The 17830-nt window shown below is 71.5% G+C and carries 20 protein-coding genes and 1 riboswitch; of the genes, 15 read left to right on the top strand and 5 right to left on the bottom strand.

Annotated elements, in window-relative coordinates; genetic code table 11:
• Positions 1-18 precede the first annotated feature (18 nt).
• Together ACZ7OI_RS14220 and ACZ7OI_RS14215 are read left to right on the top strand one after the other, a co-directional pair.
• Positions 19-1080 carry an AAA family ATPase gene (locus ACZ7OI_RS14220; RefSeq protein ID WP_470264606.1) on the top strand — a complete coding sequence of 354 codons (1062 nt, stop codon included), beginning with the start codon at positions 19-21 and terminating at the stop codon, positions 1078-1080.
• 168 nt (positions 1081-1248) lie between these two features.
• On the top strand, positions 1249-3141 hold the full coding sequence (locus ACZ7OI_RS14215) for a vWA domain-containing protein (protein WP_470264605.1): 1893 nt from the start codon (positions 1249-1251) through the stop codon (positions 3139-3141).
• Between the two features lie 111 nt (positions 3142-3252).
• Here the strand turns inward: ACZ7OI_RS14215 and ACZ7OI_RS14210 are convergent, their stop codons facing one another.
• The gene (locus ACZ7OI_RS14210) at positions 3253-4395 is read right to left on the bottom strand and encodes an HAF repeat-containing protein (protein WP_470264604.1); all 1143 of its coding nucleotides are present in this window, start codon (positions 4393-4395) and stop codon (positions 3253-3255) included.
• 223 nt (positions 4396-4618) lie between these two features.
• Between ACZ7OI_RS14210 and cobA the strand changes: the two genes are divergently transcribed.
• Genes cobA through ACZ7OI_RS14195 form a run of 3 tightly spaced genes read left to right on the top strand, consistent with a single transcriptional unit; the run spans position 4619 to position 6945 of the window.
• Complete coding sequence (gene cobA / locus ACZ7OI_RS14205; protein WP_470264603.1) at positions 4619-5845, top strand: uroporphyrinogen-III C-methyltransferase; 1227 nt, start codon at positions 4619-4621, stop codon at positions 5843-5845.
• 29 nt (positions 5846-5874) lie between these two features.
• A complete protein-coding gene (locus tag ACZ7OI_RS14200; RefSeq protein WP_470264602.1) occupies positions 5875-6684 on the top strand; it encodes a PIG-L deacetylase family protein in 810 nt (269 codons plus the stop codon).
• A 57-nt stretch (positions 6685-6741) separates the two neighbouring features.
• Entirely contained in the window at positions 6742-6945 is a 204-nt protein-coding gene (locus tag ACZ7OI_RS14195) for a hypothetical protein (protein ID WP_470264601.1), read from the top strand.
• Here ACZ7OI_RS14195 and ACZ7OI_RS14190 read toward each other — a convergent pair.
• Positions 6933-7808: an alpha/beta fold hydrolase gene (locus tag ACZ7OI_RS14190; RefSeq protein WP_470264600.1), complete on the bottom strand. Its 876-nt coding sequence runs from the start codon at positions 7806-7808 to the stop codon at positions 6933-6935. The genes ACZ7OI_RS14195 and ACZ7OI_RS14190 overlap by 13 nt on opposite strands.
• Before the next feature lie 109 nt (positions 7809-7917).
• Here ACZ7OI_RS14190 and ACZ7OI_RS14185 point away from each other — a divergent pair, with 109 nt between their 5' ends.
• Entirely contained in the window at positions 7918-8760 is an 843-nt protein-coding gene (locus ACZ7OI_RS14185; RefSeq protein ID WP_470264599.1) for a crotonase/enoyl-CoA hydratase family protein, read from the top strand.
• A gap of 35 nt (positions 8761-8795) precedes the next feature.
• Positions 8796-10502 (top strand): AMP-binding protein, encoded by a 1707-nt coding sequence (locus tag ACZ7OI_RS14180; protein WP_470264598.1) that lies wholly within the window; start codon positions 8796-8798, stop codon positions 10500-10502.
• 18 nt (positions 10503-10520) lie between these two features.
• Here the strand turns inward: ACZ7OI_RS14180 and ACZ7OI_RS14175 are convergent, their stop codons facing one another.
• Positions 10521-10751, bottom strand: a complete 231-nt coding sequence (locus tag ACZ7OI_RS14175; RefSeq protein WP_037714276.1) for a hypothetical protein — start codon at positions 10749-10751, stop codon at positions 10521-10523.
• Here ACZ7OI_RS14175 and ACZ7OI_RS14170 point away from each other — a divergent pair.
• The 7 genes from ACZ7OI_RS14170 to ACZ7OI_RS14140 all read left to right on the top strand — a co-directional run bounded on the left by ACZ7OI_RS14170 (position 10750) and on the right by ACZ7OI_RS14140 (position 15526).
• Positions 10750-10959 (top strand): hypothetical protein, encoded by a 210-nt coding sequence (locus tag ACZ7OI_RS14170; protein ID WP_470264597.1) that lies wholly within the window; start codon positions 10750-10752, stop codon positions 10957-10959. The two genes, ACZ7OI_RS14175 and ACZ7OI_RS14170, sit on opposite strands and share 2 nt — an antisense overlap.
• Before the next feature lie 352 nt (positions 10960-11311).
• Positions 11312-11545 (top strand): hypothetical protein, encoded by a 234-nt coding sequence (locus ACZ7OI_RS14165; RefSeq protein WP_370936816.1) that lies wholly within the window; start codon positions 11312-11314, stop codon positions 11543-11545.
• Between the two features lie 904 nt (positions 11546-12449).
• Positions 12450-13046, top strand: coding sequence for a cardiolipin synthase ClsA (locus ACZ7OI_RS14160; RefSeq protein ID WP_344275877.1), 597 nt, complete (start codon positions 12450-12452; stop codon positions 13044-13046).
• Positions 13047-13092: 46 nt separating this feature from the next.
• Entirely contained in the window at positions 13093-13476 is a 384-nt protein-coding gene (gene gcvH / locus ACZ7OI_RS14155; RefSeq protein ID WP_470264596.1) for a glycine cleavage system protein GcvH, read from the top strand.
• A 124-nt stretch (positions 13477-13600) separates the two neighbouring features.
• On the top strand, positions 13601-14071 hold the full coding sequence (garA, locus tag ACZ7OI_RS14150; protein ID WP_009078859.1) for a glycogen accumulation regulator GarA: 471 nt from the start codon (positions 13601-13603) through the stop codon (positions 14069-14071).
• Positions 14068-14838: a transcriptional regulator FtsR gene (ftsR, locus tag ACZ7OI_RS14145; protein WP_344275870.1), complete on the top strand. Its 771-nt coding sequence runs from the start codon at positions 14068-14070 to the stop codon at positions 14836-14838. Before garA ends, ftsR begins: the two co-directional genes overlap by 4 nt.
• Positions 14839-15052: 214 nt before the next feature.
• Positions 15053-15526: a bifunctional nuclease family protein gene (locus ACZ7OI_RS14140; RefSeq protein ID WP_009078856.1), complete on the top strand. Its 474-nt coding sequence runs from the start codon at positions 15053-15055 to the stop codon at positions 15524-15526.
• 36 nt (positions 15527-15562) lie between these two features.
• On the opposite strand, the gene ACZ7OI_RS14135 is transcribed toward ACZ7OI_RS14140, so the two are convergent.
• On the bottom strand, positions 15563-16192 hold the full coding sequence (locus ACZ7OI_RS14135; protein ID WP_470264595.1) for a TetR/AcrR family transcriptional regulator: 630 nt from the start codon (positions 16190-16192) through the stop codon (positions 15563-15565).
• 258 nt (positions 16193-16450) lie between these two features.
• Between ACZ7OI_RS14135 and ACZ7OI_RS14130 the strand changes: the two genes are divergently transcribed.
• Positions 16451-17032: a MerR family transcriptional regulator gene (locus ACZ7OI_RS14130; RefSeq protein WP_009078853.1), complete on the top strand. Its 582-nt coding sequence runs from the start codon at positions 16451-16453 to the stop codon at positions 17030-17032.
• A gap of 33 nt (positions 17033-17065) precedes the next feature.
• Positions 17066-17165: riboswitch (glycine riboswitch) on the top strand.
• A 223-nt stretch (positions 17166-17388) separates the two neighbouring features.
• Here ACZ7OI_RS14130 and ACZ7OI_RS14125 read toward each other — a convergent pair.
• Positions 17389-17763 (bottom strand): nuclear transport factor 2 family protein, encoded by a 375-nt coding sequence (locus tag ACZ7OI_RS14125; protein WP_470264594.1) that lies wholly within the window; start codon positions 17761-17763, stop codon positions 17389-17391.
• Between the last annotated feature and the right edge of the window lie 67 nt (positions 17764-17830).

Genomic DNA, 17830 nt, shown 5'->3' with positions numbered 1-17830 from the left:
ACCGGAGAGGTCCGCGCTTTGCACGCCCAGATCGCTGTCACGCCTGCCCAGCTGCCCGACATCCTGCTCACGACCGCCGTCGTCCGGCCGGTCTTCCTCTGGGGCGCGCCCGGAATCGGGAAGTCGTCGCTGGTCCGGGAATTCGCGGCGGCGCTCGGCCTCGAGTGCGTTTCGCTGCTCGGCACCCAGCTCGCGCCCGAGGACCTGATCGGCGTGCCGCAGATCGCCGACGGCCGGAGCCGGTTCTGCCCGCCCGAGCAGATCGCCCGCGACGAGCCGTACTGCCTGTTCCTGGACGAGCTGAACGCAGCGTCGCCGGACGTGCAGAAGGCGTTCTACTCGCTGATCCTCGACCGCCGGATCGGCTCCTACGAGCTGCCGCCCGGTTCGGTGGTGATCGGCGCCGGAAACCGCGCCACCGACCAGGCGCTCGCCCGGCCGATGGCGTCGGCGCTGGTGAACCGGCTGGTCCACCTCCACCTGCGCGCGTCGGCGGGCGACTGGCTCGCCTGGGCGGCGGGCAACGGCATCCACCCGGCGGTGGTCGACTACCTGGCCCAGCGCCCGGACCACCTGTGGAGCCAGCCGCCGAAGACCGAGGAGCCGTTCTCCACGCCGCGGTCCTGGCACATGCTGTCCGACCTGCTGCACTCGGCGGGCGATCTGCTCGACGACGAGACCGTCGCGCTGCTCGCGTACGCCACGCTCACCCCGCAGCACGCCGGCGCGTTCCGGTCCTATCTCAAGGTCGCCCGGCACGCCTTCGACCTGGAAGCCATCCTCAAGGGCGACGCGCGCTGGCCCGCCGAGCCGGGCGAGCGCGACCTGCTCTACTTCCTCGCCGAGACGTTCCGCGTCCGGCTGGCCCGCGACCTGCCCGCGGACAAGCGGCACGCGTCGGCGGCGGTGCGGCAGTTCGCGTTCCGCGCGAAGAGCCTGCTGGTCGAACTGGCGGAGATCTCGCTGGAGATGGCGCAGCTGGTGATCGCGGACGACGAGGCGGGCAACCCGCGCCTGCCGTCGTGGTTCCTGGTCGAAGCCGCGCGAGACCTGCCGCGCCTGGTTGCGGCCCGGGCATGAGCGCAGCTTGCAAGCGAATCATGGTTATTCATGCTGGCGCCTCTTTGTCGGCCGGCGTGCAACTCGTCATTGAGGTGCCAGCATGAGCGCAGCTTGCAAGCGAATCATGGTTGTTCATGCTGGCGCCTCTTTATCGGCCAGCGTGCAACTCGTCATTGAGGTGCCAGCATGAGCGCAGTCCGCTCCGACGCGCGCCTTCGCGAACGCCGGAACAAGGCCATCGACGCGGGCTGGGCGCTGGTCCGCGCGAACACCGTCCTCAACCAGCTCGCCGGCCGCGCGAGCCTGGACCGCACCAGCCTGACCGGCGCCGAGGCCTGGGCGGTCGTCGCCGACAACGGCCTGATCACCGCGAACCGCGCCCGCGACGCCGAGCCCGCCGAATGGGCGTGGGTGTTCGCGCATCTGCTGTTGCACCTCGGTCTCGGCCATCTGGACGAGGAGCAGCTCTCCGAGGCGGACGCGATCACCGCCGACCGGGGCGTGGAGGCGAGCTACAGCGCGGCGTGTTGCGTTGCGGTGCACCGGTTCTCGGAGGCGGTGCGGGTCGGGACGCCGCTGACGCTCGTGCCGGAACTCCCGGGCGCCGACGAGCTTTCCCTTGCCCGCGCTTGGCGCGAGACCGGCGTTCCGGAGGTCTTCCGTTCGCTGGGCACCGGCGGCGACCGGCCGTGCCTGGCGCTCGCCGAGCCGCCGAGCCGGTGGCACGTGCAGTACCACGGGAAATCCGAGCCCTGGACCGAGCGGTTCGCGCGGGGCCTGATCGCCTCGGCCACCGAGGCGATGGAGCAGGCCGCCGACGCGCGCGGCCAGACCCGGCACCGGCGGAGCCTGGGGGAATGGGACCGTGCGCTGGGCTGGTTCGCGTCGTCGTTCCCGCTGCTCGGCGCGGTGGCCGCCGGGTTCACCCTGGTCGTCGACCCCGAGGTCGTGCGCGCCTGGGACATCTCGGTCGCGGCGGTCGACGCCGAGCACGGCGAGATCTACGTCAACCCGCACGCCGCGCTGACCGCGGAGGAATGGCGGTTCGTGCTCGCCCACGAGATGCTGCACGCCGCGCTCCGGCACGACCGCCGCGCGCTCGGCCGCGACCCGTATCTGTGGAACGTCGCGTGCGACTACGTGATCAACGGCTGGCTGGTCGCCCTCGGCGTCGGCGAGCTGCCCAGCGACGGCCTCCACGATCCGCAGCTCGCCGAGCTGTCCGCGGAATCGGTGTACGACACGCTGACGACCGATCTTCGCCGCGCCCGCAAACTGCGCACGTTGGGCGGCCGCGAGGCCGGCGACGTCCTGGGCGACTGGCTGTCCGAGCCGGAGGCCGCCGCCCGCCGCTCCTCGCGCCGGGCGGAACCGAAGCCGCTCCCGTGGCGTGACGGCGACCGGACCGGCGGCGTCGACCTGGACGAGTTCTACCGCCGCGCGCTCAGCCAGGGTCTCGTTTATCACCAAGCGCAAGGCCGCGGCCTGCTGCCGCTCGGGCTGGAACAGGAGATCCGCGCACTGGACCATCCGCCGCTCCCGTGGGACGCGCAGCTCGCCCGGTGGTTCGACGAGCACGTCCAGGTGGAGCAGCCGGTGCGCAGTTACGTGCGGGCGTCGCGCCGTCAGTCGGCGACGCCGGACATCCCGCGCCCGGGCCGGGTCTTCCCGGAGCGGCTCGAACGCCGCGCGACGTTCGGCGTCGTGCTGGACACGTCCGGCTCGATGAACGCGGAACTGCTCGGGAAAGCGCTCGGCGCGATCGCGTCGTACGCCCTGGCCCGCGACGTCCCGGCCGCCCGGGTGGTCTTCTGCGACGCGGCCGCCTACGACGCCGGATACCTCGCGGTGGAAGACATCGCGGGCCGGGTGAAGGTCCGCGGCCGCGGCGGCACGCGGCTGCAGCCCGGCGTCGACCTGCTGCGCCGCGCCCCGGACTTCCCGGCGGACGGCCCGGTCCTGATCATCACCGACGCGCAGTGCGACCACGTGCGACCGTTGCGGGAACACGCGTTTCTGGTGCCTCGCGGTGCCCGGCTGCCGTTCGTGCCGCGCGGTCCGGTTTTCCGGGTGGAGTGAGTCCGGTGCCAGATCGCAGGATTGCCGCCGTAGCAACAGAAACAGGCAACGCGGAGCTATGCCCGCCCGCGCGGCTGGACGGGCGCGAGGCTCGCCCAGCCGCCTCCGGCGCTACCCGAGTTTCCAAGCCACCGCGTGCGTCTTGTACCCGGTGACGTCCGCACTCCCGACCACATACCCGCTGTCGGTGATCCACTCGCCCTTGCTGTAACTGCCGCCCGGCAGAATTCCGAACCGCACGGTGTTCCCGTTGCCGTACCAAACAGTCGCGCGGTTCTGCGAGGCCCCGACCGCGTTCCCGTTCGAGTCGACCCCGGCGACGTCTCCGTCGATCAGATACACGTTCCCGTCCGGATCCCACAGCACCGAATCCCGGTCCGGCGGGTACAGATAGCCGCTGCCGGTCACGTACCCGGTGGGGCTGACCTGATTGAGCCAGACCGGATGCGGGCTCTCCCATTGCAGGCGCCGCAGGACCCCGTCGCGGTCCCAGGTCACCGGAACGGAGTTCCCGTGCTCGACGTCAGTCAGGTGCCCGGCGATCGTCCCGTTCCGGTTCATGACGTTGTTCGCACTGGCCCAAGCGGTCGGGGCCAGGTCGGTGACCGGACCGCCGTTCACCCATCTCACGGAGTGCGCCTTCGCGGGGCTGGAATCCTGACCCGAGACGACGGCGCCGTCGGCCGAGATGCCGGTCGCGACGGCCCACGTGTCGCCGGGCAGCGTGCCGAGGTCGGCGACCCGGCCGTCCGGGTCCCAGCGGAACGGGTGCTGCAGGCCGTCCGGCGTCTGCCATTCCCCGACGACCACGCCGGTGTCGCTGATCTTCTCGCCCATCGCGTTGTGGTAACCGGGCGGAAGCGACATCAAGGTCACCCGGCCCGCGGCGTCCCAGCGCGCGGGGACGGCGACGGTCGGCGTCAGCACATACCCGGCGGCGACGCCGTGGCTGTTGACGGCGCGCGCTTGCCCCTGGCCGGCACCCGGTGTCGGCAGTGCGGTCGGGTGCCCGGCGGTGTCCCAGCGGACCGGATGGTCGAGGCGCGGGTCGCGGCCCGCCGACGACGTGCCGACCGCCGTCCCCGCCTCGTTGACCGCCAGCGCCAGGCTCTGGTCGTCCCCGGGCAGCGGAGCGAGATCCGTCGGCGCGAGCGGATCGGCCTGCGCGGTCCCGGTCGTCGCGCCCGCGAACACGAGCAGAGCTGCGGCGAGCGAGCACGCGCGTCTTCGTCTGGTCGCACTGTTCCTGGTCATCAAGACTCCCCATCTGATCCGGCAGTGTGCGACCAGCAGTCGTTTCCCGATGCGGCAGCGGTACGGCCCGCGCGCGGAATTACTCCCGTGGCGCCGGATTTGCCTGCGGACAGCCGACGTATTTTTGCCGTCGTGTTAACCCTGGCGGCGTAAGCGACGTCCCCGGCGTGGCATGACCCACGCTCGGCGTGCGGGACCGCGCCACGCCCATATGCTTCCGCGCATGGACGACCCGCACTACCTTTCCGGCCTGAACCTGACCGGCCGCCGCGTCGTGGTGTTCGGCGGCGGTTCCGTCGCCCAACGACGGCTGCCCCGGCTGATCAGCGCGGGCGCCCGCGTCGAGCTGGTGTCGCCGCACACGACGCCTTCGGTGCAGGGGATGGCGGACGCGGGGGAGCTGGTCTGGCATCAGCGCCGCTACGCCGAGGGCGACCTGCGGGCCGCCTGGTACGCGCTGGCCTGCACCAACAGCCCGGAGACCAACGCCGAAATCTGTGCCGAGGCGGAGCGGGAGCGCGTCTTCTGCGTCCGCGCCGACGAGGGCGAGTCCGGTTCGGCGGTGACCCCGGCGACCGGGCGGCACGGCGGACTCCTGTTCGGCGTCCTGTCCGGCGGCGAGCCGCTCCGTTCGGCCTCGGTCCGCGATTCGATGCTGGACGGCCTGCACGCGGGCACGATCGAGGACGGCCGCCAGCCGCATCCCGAGGGCGCGCTGCCCGGAGTCGCGCTGGTCGGCGGCGGGCCGGGCGACCCGGACCTGATCACCGTCCGCGCCCGGCGGCTGCTCTCGCGCGCCGACGTCGTGGTGGTCGACCGGCTCGGCCCGCGCGACCTGCTGGACGAGCTCGCGCCGGAGGTCGAGGTCATCGACGCGGCGAAGATCCCGTACGGCCGCGCGGCGAGCCAGGACGTGATCAACCGGACGCTCATCGAGAAAGCCAAGGAAGGCAAGTTCGTCGTCCGGCTCAAGGGCGGCGACCCGTATCTGTTCGGCCGCGGGTTCGAAGAGGTCCAGGCGTGCGCCGAAGCGGGCGTTCCGGTGACCATGGTTCCAGGCATCACCTCGGCGTTCGCGGTGCCCGCGGTGGCGGACGTCCCGGTGACGCACCGCGGCGTCGCGCACGAGGTGGTCGTCGTGTCCGGGCACGTCGCGCCGGGCGACGAGCGGTCGCTCGTGGACTGGTCGCTGCTGGCCCGGATGCGCGGCACGATCGTGCTGATGATGGGCGTCGAACGGCTGCCGAAGTTCGCCGCCGCCCTGCTCGAAGGCGGCCGCCCGGGCGACACGCCGGTCGCGGTGATCGAGGACGGGACGATGCGGACCCAGCGCGTGCTGCGGTCGACGCTCGCCTCGGTGGCCGACGAAGCCGCGGCCGCGGGCGTGCGCCCGCCCGCGGTGATCGTGTTCGGCCCGGTCGCCGGGCTGGACCGGAATCAGGCCGGATAACGCAGACGTCGGGCCGTCCGCGCGCGAAGATGTCCGGCATGACCCTGCCTGCTTTGCCCGAGGAGTCCTTCCAGCGCGTGCTCTGCGTCGTCGCGCACCCCGACGACATGGAGTACGGCACGTCCGCGGCCGTCGCCCGCTGGACCGCGCGCGGCATCGAGGTCGGGTACCTCCTGCTCACCCGCGGCGAGGCAGGCATGCCGAACCCGCCCGAGGAGACGGCCCGCCTGCGCGTCGCCGAGCAGCGCAACGCCTGCGCGGCCGTCGGCGTCGAACGGCTGACTGTCCTCGAACATCCGGACGGCGTGCTCGTCTACGGCCTCGACCTGCGCCGGGACATCGCCCGCGAGATCCGGCGGTTCAAGCCCGACGTCGTGCTCGGCTGCGGATTCGAGGTCGAGACGCCCTACGGCTTCGACCAGGCCGACCACCGCGCCGCCGGGCTCGCGACGCTCGACGCGATCCGCGACGCGGGCAACCGGTGGGTCTTCCCGGAGCAGATCGACGACGAGGGCCTGGCCCCGCATTCGGCCCGCTGGTACCTCGTCCCCGGGCTCGCCGGTTCGGGCGCGACCCACGGCGTCGACGTCACCGGCGAGCCGCTGCGGCGCGGCATCGCGTCGCTGGAGGCGCATGCCGCGTACCTGGCCGCGCTTTCGGACCACCCCGCGCCCGCGGAGTTCCTCCCGCAGTTCGCCGCGATGAGCGGCAAGGTCATGGGCGTCGAGCACGCGGTGCTGTTCCGCGCCCACGACCTGCAGGCGCCGCCGGAGTTCGCCGACGTCAGCGAGGATCAGGCGGGTAGCGGCGGAAGGCGAAGTCCCGGATCGCCGCGCTGAGCCGCGTGGGGACGACTCGGCAGATTCCCGCTCGCCGGTTCCGGCGCGACCGATGGCGTGCACGTCAGAGGCGAGTCGTTTCAGCGCGGTGCCGGGTGCCTGGCCGCGCTCTCGGGCAGCCCGGCACCTGCCGGATTCCTCCCGCAGTTCGCGGCCATGGGCGGCAAGGTCATGGGCGTCGAGCACGTGCTGCAGTTCTGCGCCCACGACCTGCAGGCGCCGCCGGAGTTCGCCGACGTCAGCGAGGATCAGGCGGGGTAGCGGCGGAAGGCGAAGTCCCGGATCGCCGCGCTGAGCCGCTTCGGGTCGAACCGCAGCTCGACCGGGCTGCGGGCCTGCACGAACTCGGCGTTGGGCAGGTCCTCGGCCAGGCTGCCCGCGTCCCCGAACGGGTGGATCGGATCGCCCTCGTGCCCGATCACCAGCGTCGGCGTGGCGATCGTGCCCCGGATCGACTTCGGCGGCGCGATCCGGCCGAACAGCACGCCGTGCAGCAACGCGGCCATCGGCGCGGGTTCCTGGCTCAGCGTGTCCGTGATGACGTCCACCCACTGGTTCCCGTGCGGAACCAGGTGCGCGGCCAGCGACACCCCGCGCACCGTCACGGGCAGGAAGCGCGCGGCGAACAGCAGCGGCGCGAAAGTCAGCAGCCCGGCGACAATCGCGTTGTCCAGCACCGGCATCTCGACCACCAGCCCGCGCGCTCGCGAAGGGGCGGCGACGGCCACCTCCAGCGCCACGTTCGCGCCCAGCGAGGTGCCGCCGACCACCGCGTCCTCGATCTCCAGATGGTCGAGCAGCGCGACGGCCTGCTCGCCGAACGCGGGCATCGAATAGTGCCACGACTGCGTCGGCCGGTCGGAATCGCCGTGGCCGAGCAGGTCGAGGGTCACCACGCGGAATCCCGCGCGGGCGAGCCGCCGGGCCAGCGGCGCGTGCATCCGGCGGGTGAGCATGATCCCGTGCATCAGCACCACGACGCGGTCGCCGCTGCCGTATTCGGTGTAGCACAGGCGCTGGCCCTCGTGCCGGAACGAGCCGGACAGCTCGATCGGCCGGGTCCTGCGGGCCGCCGCGGGTTCCGCCTGCGGGGCGTCGGCGACGGGCACGGGTGCCGGTTCCATACGGGCGCCTCCCTCTCCACCTCGGGTCTCCAGGAAAGCATCCCGCAGCCGCGTTGGCACAGTGTCAACCGGATGGTCTGGGGTCGGGCCGATGAGTCAAGATGACCGCATGACCGAACCAGTAGCCGCCCTGCCCGAACTCGCCTCGCTCCGCGTCGCCCTCGACGGCCCGGTCGCCGAGGTGACCCTGCTCGGCCCGGGCAAGGGCAACGCGATGGGCCCCGACTTCTGGCGCGAGCTTCCGCTGGTGTTCGCCGCCCTCGACGCCGACCCGCGCGTGCGCGCCGTGGTCCTCGCCGGAAGCGGCAAGCACTTCTCCTACGGCCTCGACCTGCCCGCGATGATGGGCAGCTGGGCGCCGCTGCTGGCCGGCGACGCGCTGGCCGGGCCGCGCACCGAGTTCCACCGCGAGGTCCAGCGCCTGCAGCAGGCGGTCAGCTCGATCGCCGAATGCCGCAAGCCGGTGGTCGCGGCCGTGTCCGGCTGGTGCATCGGCGGCGGCGTGGACGTCGTCACCGCCGCCGACATCCGGCTGGCCAGCGAGGACGCGAAGTTCAGCGTCCGCGAGGTGAAGGTCGCGATCGTCGCCGACATCGGCAGCCTGCAGCGGCTCGCGCCCATCATCGGCGAAGGGCACGTCCGCGAGCTGGCGCTGACCGGCAAGGACATCGACGCCGCCCGGGCGGAGAAGATCGGCCTGGTCAACGACGTGTACCCGGACCAGGAGACGCTGCTGGCCAAGGCCCGCGAGCTGGCCGCGGAGATCGCCGCGAACCCGCCGCTCGTCGTCCAGGGCACCAAACAGGTCCTGTCCGCGAACACCGAACGCCAGGTCGCCGAGGGCCTGCGCTACGTCGCCGCGTGGAACTCCGCGTTCCTGCCGAGCAAGGATCTCCAGGAAGCCGTGCAGGCCTTCCTGGAGCGACGAGCGCCGGAGTTCAAGGGCGAGTAAACAGGGCACGGGAAAGCGAGCACGAGGAGTACGACGTGAGCAACGGCGCTGAGGTCACCGGCTACCAGGCATTCCGCGCGGCGCGGGACTATCTGCAGGCCCATCGCGAGGACTACGAGACTGCCTATCGCGAGTTCGCGTGGCCGCAGCTGGACGAGTTCAACTGGGCGCTCGACTGGTTCGACACCGTCGCGGCGGATCCGGCGAACGCGCGGCGGTACGCGCTGTGGATCGTGGAGGAGGACGGCTCCGAGAACCGCTGGACGTTCCCGGAGATGTCGGCCCGGTCCAATCAGGTCGCGAACTGGCTGCGCGGCCTCGGCGTCTCGCGCGGCGACCGGGTGATCGTCATGCTCGGCAACCAGGGCGAGCTGTGGGAGACCATCCTCGCGGCGATCAAGCTCGGCGCCGTCGTGATCCCGGCGTCCACGCTGCTCGGCCCGGCCGACCTCGTGGACCGGGTGGAGCGCGGCAACGCCAAGCACGTGATCGTGCGCGACGTCGACGCGGAGAAGTTCGCCGACGTCGCCGGCGACTACACGCGGATCGCGGTCGGCGAACCGGTTTCCGGTTGGCACGCCTTCGAAACCGCGTACGCCTCGGCCGCCGAATTCACCCCGGACGGGGTCACCCGCGCCGAGGACCCGCTGCTGCTGTACTTCACCTCGGGCACCACCGCGAAGCCGAAACTGGTGCAGCACACGCACGTTTCGTACCCCGTCGGCCATCTGTCCACAATGTACTGGATCGGGCTGGAGCCGGGCGACGTCCACCTCAACATCTCGTCGCCGGGCTGGGCGAAACACGCGTGGAGCAACTTCTTCGCGCCGTGGAACGCCGAAGCGACCGTGTTCCTGTACAACTACGCGCGGTTCGACGCGGTCGCGCTGATGGCGCAGATGGACCGCTGCGGGATCACCAGCTTCTGCGCGCCGCCGACGGTGTGGCGGATGCTGATCCAGGCCGACCTCACCGCGCTGCGGACGCCGCCGAAGAAGGTCGTCGGCGCGGGGGAGCCGCTCAACCCCGAGGTGATCGAGCAGGTCGAGAAGGCGTGGGGTGTCACGATCCGGGACGGCTTCGGGCAGACCGAAACCAGCGTCCAGGTCGCGAACACGCCCGGCCAGGACGTCGTGGCCGGTTCGATGGGCCGCCCGCTGCCCGGGTTCGCGGTCGCGCTGGTCGACCCGGTCACCGGCGAGCGCGCGACCGAGGGCGAGATCTGCCTCGACCTCGCGCACCGGCCGGTCGGCCTGATGGCGGGCTACGCGGACGACGACGAGCGCACGTCCGCCGCGTTCGGAGGCGGCTACTACCACACCGGCGACGTCGGCTCGGTCGACGAACGCGGCTACATCACCTACGTCGGCCGCACCGACGACGTCTTCAAGGCGTCGGACTACCGGATCTCGCCGTTCGAGCTGGAGAGCGTGCTGCTGGAGCACGAAGCGGTCGCCGAGGCGGCCGTGGTGCCCGCGCCGGACCCGATCCGGCTGGCCGTGCCGAAGGCGTACGTCGTGCTCGCCTCCGGGCACGAGCCGGACGCCGGGACCGCGCGGGCGATCCTGGCGTACGCGCGGGAGCACCTCGCGCCGTACAAGCGGATCCGGCGGCTGGAATTCGGGGACCTGCCGAAGACCATCTCGGGCAAGATCCGCCGGGTCGAACTGCGCGGCCGGGAGGGCGGCGAGCGGCCCGAGGGCGAGTTCCGCGAGGACGACTTCCCGGATCTCAAGTCCTGAGCCGCGACGGTCCCGGTCTTATTCGGCCGGGACCACCGCCGCCAGCACGGTCTGCTCGCCCTTGCTGCACGTCGTGCCGCCCTGCGCGGCGGGCGGGCCGGAAACGCACAGCCAGCCGTCGACGGTCGCGTTGACCGGGTTGTTCGAGCCCGCGGCCTGACGGCCGTTGATCGCCTGGTGGAACTTCTTGACCAGCGCCATCGCGTCCGCGCACGGGATGGCCTTGTTGTCGTACACGTACAGCGTCATGCCGCTCGCCGCGGTGACGGTGCCGCACGTGCCCGGATTGACCGGCGGCGCCTGTTTCGACGGCTTCGGCGCGGCCGCGGTGCTGCTGGGCGCGGCAGGCGGGCTGCTCGCGCCCGCGGTTTCCGGCAGCGGCGGGGGAGCGTGCGTGCTCGGCGCCGCCGAGGCGATCGCGGAGGGTGCTGAAGGGGCGGCTGCCGGTGGCGCTTGATCCCCCGAACAGGCGGTGAGCGCGGGCAAAACCACCACAGCCGCGCACAGCGGCCCGTACACGGTTTTCGACGGGAGCACCGCGATCCTTTCGCCGGGGTCGCGCCCATTCTGGCCCCTCGCGCCCCCGCTGAGCGGCACCGACACACCGGAGCGCACTTCGTTGAGTCTACTGTGGACGGTTGGTTTCCGGTTCCGGACCGCGAAATCCGCATCGCCGGCGCATATCGTTCGGAGGAATCCGGCCCGCGGCGGTTAACGCTCGGCGGTCCCGCGCCGACGTACAGGGCAGGCGCCCCGCGCGTTCCAGGTCCCCGAAGCCCCGACGCCAGAGAGCACGAGTCACCGAGAGCATGAGCACCGAAGCCGCCCCCGCAGCCGAGACCGACGCCCCGACCGATCCGCCGACCGAACCTTGCAGCGTGGTGTGGTGCGGCGGCCGCCCCTACGTCCTCGAGGCCGGCGCCGTGCGCCCGCGCTGGGTGGGCACCGACGGCCGCGGCCGTCCGGAAACGCTGAGCACCGCGCAGCTGCGGCGCCGCGGATGGAGCCACCGCCGCGCGGCCAGCCGCCGCCGCTCCCGCTGAGACTTCCGCCGGCTCGCGTCCGGAACCGGGGAGGGGTCCCGGACACCGGACGCGGACCGGCGGATCAGCCGGATTTCCCTGGCACTGCACCGATTCACCCGCCCCGTGATTCACGCGCGGCACTGAGTTGCTGGCGCGTCACGTGCGGCTTCGAGTTGCTGGCGGGCCACGTGCGGCTTCGAGTCGCTGGCGAGCCGCTCGCGGCATCGAGTAGCTGGCGGTGTCGATCTGCTGGTGCCGCCGATTCACCTGCGCTGCTGATCTGCTGGTGCCGCCGATTCACCTGCGCTGCTGATCTGCTGGTGCCGCCGATTCACCTGCGCTGCTGATCCGCTCGTGCCGCCGATTCACCTGCGCTGCTGATCCGCTCGTGCCGCCGATTCACCTGCGCTGCTGATCCGCTCGTGCCGCCGATTCACCTGCGCCGCTGATCGGCTCGTGCTGCCGGTTTACCTGCCGTGCCGCCGCTCACGCCGCCGCGCCGCTCACCCTGGTGAGCCCGCTGGTGCTGCCGAGCCGCTCGGGCGTCAAGTCACTGCCGGTGCCGATTCCCGGGCACGGCGACGGAATCGTTCCAGCTCCGGGCCAGCCGGATCCGTCCGCGCCGGTACGAACACTCCGCCGCGAGCAAGGCGGCCCGTCGGGTTCCCGCCCCCGCAACTGTCCGTGAGGGTTCCCCTGACGGAATCTGAGTCCCTCAGGGTTCCCCTCACGGACCACCGCATCACCCACCGCCCCCGCTGCGGAAAATCTCACCGCGGGTGCACCCCAACACGGCACGAGGGCGCAACGGCCGCCGGAACCCGCGTCCGCGAGCGCCCTGCGCACCGCCCCGGCAACCCGAATCCCCGGACTTCCCCCGCCGGGACAAACGCCGCGATCCGGCCCGCTCTAGGCTGACCGCGTGACCACGGTCCCCGACGAGCCCCAGACCGAGCCCTCCCTGTGGCGGCAGGCGCTCACCATCCCCAACCTGCTGTCGCTGCTGCGGCTGGCGGGCGTCCCCGTGTTCCTCTGGCTGCTGCTCGGCCCGAAGGAGGACGGCTGGGCGCTTGCCCTGCTGATCTTCTCCGCGCTCACCGACTGGCTCGACGGCAAGCTCGCCCGCTGGCTGGACCAGATGTCGCGGCTCGGCCAGCTGCTCGACCCCGCCGCGGACCGGCTCTACATCCTCGCCACGCTCGTCGCCTTCCTGATCCGCGACATCATCCCGTGGTGGGTCGTCGTCCCGCTGGTGCTGCGCGAGCTGGTGCTGGGCGTCTGCGTGATGCTGCTGCGCCGCGGCGGATTCGCGCCGCCCGAGGTCACCTACATCGGCAAGGGCGCGACCTTCGTCCTGATGTACGCCTTCCCGTTCTTGCTGCTCACCCAAGGCGGCTCGGACGTCGCCGCGGTCGCGCGGCCGATCGCGTACGCGTTCATGGTGTGGGGCGGTGTCCTGTATGTCTGGTCCGGGGCGCTTTACGTCGTGCAGGCGGCTCGCGCGCTGCGCACCCGGTGATGGAAGATTGCCGTCAGGAAAGCCAGCACCAGGAAGGGGAGCGGCGTTGACCACTCCGGAAGAACTGCGCTACACCGAGGAACACGAGTGGGTCGCGACCCGCGAGGGTTCGCTCGTGCGGGTGGGGATCACCGAATACGCGCAGGACCAGCTCGGCGACGTCGTGTTCGTCGACCTGCCCGAGGTCGGCAAGCAGGTCGGGGCGGGCGACGCCTTCGGCGGGGTCGAGTCCACGAAGAGCGTCTCGGAGCTGTTCGCGCCGGTCGACGGCGAGATCGTGGCGGTGAACTCCGCGGTCGCCGATTCGCCGGAGCTCGTCAACTCCGACCCCTACGGCGAGGGCTGGCTCGTGGAGATCCGGCTCGACGACCCGGCCGGTCTCGAGGCGCTGCTCGAGGCCGAGGCGTACCAGGCTCTGATCAAGGGCTGAGCCGCTCCGCCCGGCGCCGGAGCCTCAAGGGGAGCCCGAGGGTTCCGGGCCGGTCGGGCACGGTACGTTGACAGCTACACGTTCTTGGTCGACGGCAACACTTCATGCGTAGAGGAGAGCTCAGGTGAGCACGAACGACGGGCCCGGCGTTCCCCCGGAGCAGTCTCCGGAGCGGACCTCTGTCTTCCGGGCCGATTTCCTGGCCGACATGGAAGGCCAGCAGGAGTCCGCACCGGCCGCCGAGGCACCGGTGCAGGGCGTCGACGCCCTGCCGCCGGGTTCCGCCCTCCTGGTCGTGAAGCGCGGGCCCAACGCGGGCTCCCGCTTCCTGCTCGACCGCGACACCACCAGCGCGGGACGGCACCCCGACAGCGACATCTTCCTCGACGACGTCACGGTTTCCCGCCGCCACGCGGAATTCCGGCGCGAGGGCGGGGAGTTCGTCGTGATCGACGTCGGCAGCCTCAACGGCACCTACGTCAACCGCGAGCCGGTCGACCAGGCCGTCCTCGCCGGCGGCGACGAGGTGCAGATCGGCAAGTTCCGCCTGGTCTTCCTGACCGGCCCGGGGCACGGGGGCCAGGGGGCACAGTGACGGCGGCCGGGCAGCCCGGTCGTCAGGAGGCCCGGCGGGACGGGTTGAGCATCGGGGCGGTGCTCGCGCAGCTGCGCGGGGACTTCCCCGATGTCACGATTTCGAAGATCCGTTTCCTCGAGGCGGAAGGCCTGGTCCGCCCGGGCCGCACGCCCTCGGGGTACCGGCAGTTCGCGCCGGCGGACGTGGAACGCCTGCGGTACGTGTTGTCCGCGCAGCGCGACCACTACCTCCCGCTGAAGGTCATCAAGGAGCAGCTCGACGCGGCCGACGCGGGTGCGCAACCGCCCGCGCCGGTCCCGGCGGCCCCCCAGCTGCCGCGGCGGCTCGTGCCGCTCGGCGACGGGAGCGATCCCGCCGGACTGCCCGCGGCGGCGGACTTCGAGACCGGGCCGGAGCTCCGGCTCACCCAGGAAGACCTGCTGGAGCAAGCGGGAATCGACGACGCGACGCTGGCCGAGCTGTGCCAGTACGGCCTGCTGCGCCCCGGCGCGGCGGGTTTTTTCGGCCCGGAATCGGTGCTGATCGCCCGCACCGTCAAGGCGATGACCGAATTCGGCCTCGAACCCCGGCATCTGCGCGCGTTCCGCGCCGCGGCCGACCGCGAAGTCGGCCTGCTGGAGCAGATCGTGACCCCGGCGTACCGGCATCGTGACGCGGACGCGAAAGCCCGCGCGGACGAGGTCGTGCGCGAACTGGCCGCGCTGTCGGTCACGCTGCACACCTTGCTCGTCAAAGCCGGCATCCGCGGCGTCGCCGGCGATTGACGCTCTTATGCCCGGCGCGCAGTTTCCGTCACTTGTCAATGACTGAACCTCAGCGCCGGGATGCCGTACCGTGAGAGACGGTTCGCGAGACCACGAACCGAGAATGTCCGCTGCGAGCGAGCACAGCGCCCGGATGACGGGTAGCGTCGGAGACAACGGTCGTCAGCCGTCGCCAGCGCTGCGGCCCGTGTGCACGAGAGGGAGGCGAAGCCCGATGAGCGAGATGCGCGTCGTCGGAGTGCGGGTCGAACTGCCCGCCAATCAGCCGATCTTGTTGCTGCGGGAGACCGAGGGCGAGCGGTACCTGCCGATCTGGATCGGCTCGGTCGAAGCCACCGCGATCGCCCTGGAACAGCAAGGCGTCCGGCCCGCCCGGCCGCTCACCCACGATCTGCTCAAAGAGGTCATCGGCGCGCTCGGCCGCGAGCTCGAGCAGGTCGTGATCACCGACCTCAAAGAAGGCACGTTCTTCGCCGAACTGGTCTTCGACGGCGACATCCGGGTGTCGGCCCGTCCCAGCGATTCGGTCGCGCTCGCGCTGCGGATCGGCGTCCCGATCCACGCGGTCGACGCGGTGCTCGAAGAAGCCGGCCTGATCATCCCGGACGAGCAGGAGGACGAGGTCGAGAAGTTCCGCGAGTTCCTCGACTCCGTGTCCCCGGAAGACTTCCGCGGCGCCGACACCTGACAGCCCCCGCCCGGCGGTTTCCCGCCGGGCAAGCGCTCATCGTGCGGTGGCGCGGGCGAACAGGTCGCCCAGCTCCCGGCCGTAACGGTCCAGGTCGATCGTCGGGTCGGCGGCGTAGGCGGCCGCGACCCCGTCGACGGCCTGCGCGATCGACAGCGCCACGATCTCCGGCGAGATGTCGCCGAACACCCCCTCCTTGCGGCCCTGGTCCAGTTGCCGCTGCAGCGCTCCGGTGCGCAGCTGCCCGACCATGACGCCGGTCATCGCCCAGCCGTCGCGGTCGTCGGCGTGCGCGGCCATCTCGACCAGCACCCGTTCGCATTGCGGGTAGTCGCGCAGGAACGCGACCGACGTTTCGATGTACGCGCGCAGGTTCCCCGGCCGGTCCGCCGGGTCGACGCCCGCGCTGCGCTCGCGCAGGTATTCCGATTTGGTCTCGGACACCGTGCTCAGCACCGCCTGCATGAGGCCGGCCTTGTTGGTGAAGTGGTACGAGATCAGCCGGGTGCTGCTGAGCCCGGCCCGCTCCTTGATGCGCGCGAAGGTGGTGCGCGCGTACCCGTGGTCGGCGATCGTGGCGATGGTCGCGCCGATGATCTGCGCCCGGGTGGTGGCCTCGGTGACGCTGAGGCCGAGTTCGGCTTGCGTGTCGATGTTTACTTGCATGAGTAACAAGTTACTTGGGTGAGTAAAAAACGTCAATCCGTACGGCGAACGGGCCAAAGCCTCGATACGGCCTTGAGGTCCGCCGCGCGTCGCGTTGACCGGCTCGCGGCGCAGCCTTACCGTCAAAGGCGGTAAATCGCCACGATGTGATTCGCCGACCCGGCGCGCTCGTGGCAGTTTTCCCCGGCCGATCCCGATCCTGGGCTCGACCGGCCTGTCGAACGCCCTGCCGCGAGGCCGGGCGAGGGGAGGCTTGCGGTGGTCGAGGCTGGTCGTCCGGAGATACCCGCCGGACCTGTCGCCGACGGCGAGCAGGGCGAGCTGTTCCCCGACGCCTCGCTGCCCGACGAGCTGGTCGGCTACCGCGGTCCCGCGGCCTGCCAGATCGCCGGGATCACCTACCGCCAGCTGGACTACTGGGCGCGCACGAAGCTGGTCGCGCCCAGCATCCGGACGGCGCACGGTTCGGGGTCGCAGCGGCTGTACTCGTTCAAGGACATCCTGGTCCTCAAGGTCGTGAAACGCCTGCTGGACACCGGGGTCTCGCTGCAGAACATCCGCGTCGCGGTGGACCACCTGCGCGTGCGCGGGGTGCGGGACCTGGCGAAGGTCACGCTGTTCTCCGACGGCACCACGGTGTACGAATGCACCTCGCCGGAGGAGATCGTGGATCTGCTCCAGGGCGGCCAGGGCGTGTTCGGCATCGCGGTCAGCGGGGCGATGCAGGAGATCAGCGGCACGATCCACGAGTTCCCGGCCGAGCGCGCCGACGGCGGGCTCGTCGAGGCCGTCGTGCCGGACGAGCTGACCCAGCGCCGCAACGCCCGCCGCACGGGCTGATCTTCCTCCGCGCTAGACTGGGCGCGCGATCGACGATCCCGCGCGGGAGAGACCGGACCGGCATCCCCGGACCGGCGCCGAAGGAGCAAGTCCTCCCCGGAACCTCTCAGGCACCCTGGACCGCGCGGACGAGACGCCTCTGGAAAGCGCATCGGCAGGAGACCACCAGCCGGTGCCGCCGACGGTGCAAGCCCGCGTATCCACGCGGGTGAAACTCTCAGGCGCCCCTCGGGGTACGGACAGAGTGGGGAGGGCCACGCCTTCGTTTCCGGCGTGGCGCCGGTGAGGTTCAGACCTCCCGGGTGGTCTGAACCTGAACCCTGTGGTCAAGACCACATCCCGGCGATTTCGGCGCGTCAGCCCGGAATCTTGTCCAGGAAGCCGTGCACCTTGGCGATCCGGCCGTCGGCGATCTCCACGACGTCGAACCCGATCGCGATCGGCTCGGGGCTGCCCGGGGCCGACAGATGCCACTGGAACCGCGCGAGATCGTGGTGCGCGTCCGGCTCCGCGGGCAGGCTGAAGACCAATCCGGCGAACTGCGCCTGCGCGCCGCCGATGAACCCGTCGATCTCGTCCTGCCCGGCGACCGCGCCGAGGGGATCGGTGTAGGTCGCGCCCGGGGCGAAGACCTCCGAGACGAGCCGGCGGCGCTGCTGCGGGTCGGTCTCGTTCCAGACGTCGAGGTAGCGGCGGGCGAGATCGGTGGCGGTCGGTGCGGTGGTGGTCATCGCGGATTCTCCTTGCGTTGTCCCGTTTTCGGTAGGGCCAAGCCTGGCCGACGATCGGCGGCTGGTC

The organism is Amycolatopsis sp. NPDC114503, assembly GCF_055633655.1.
Note: the sequence above shows the minus strand (reverse complement) of the source record. Positions and strands in the feature narration are given on the sequence as shown.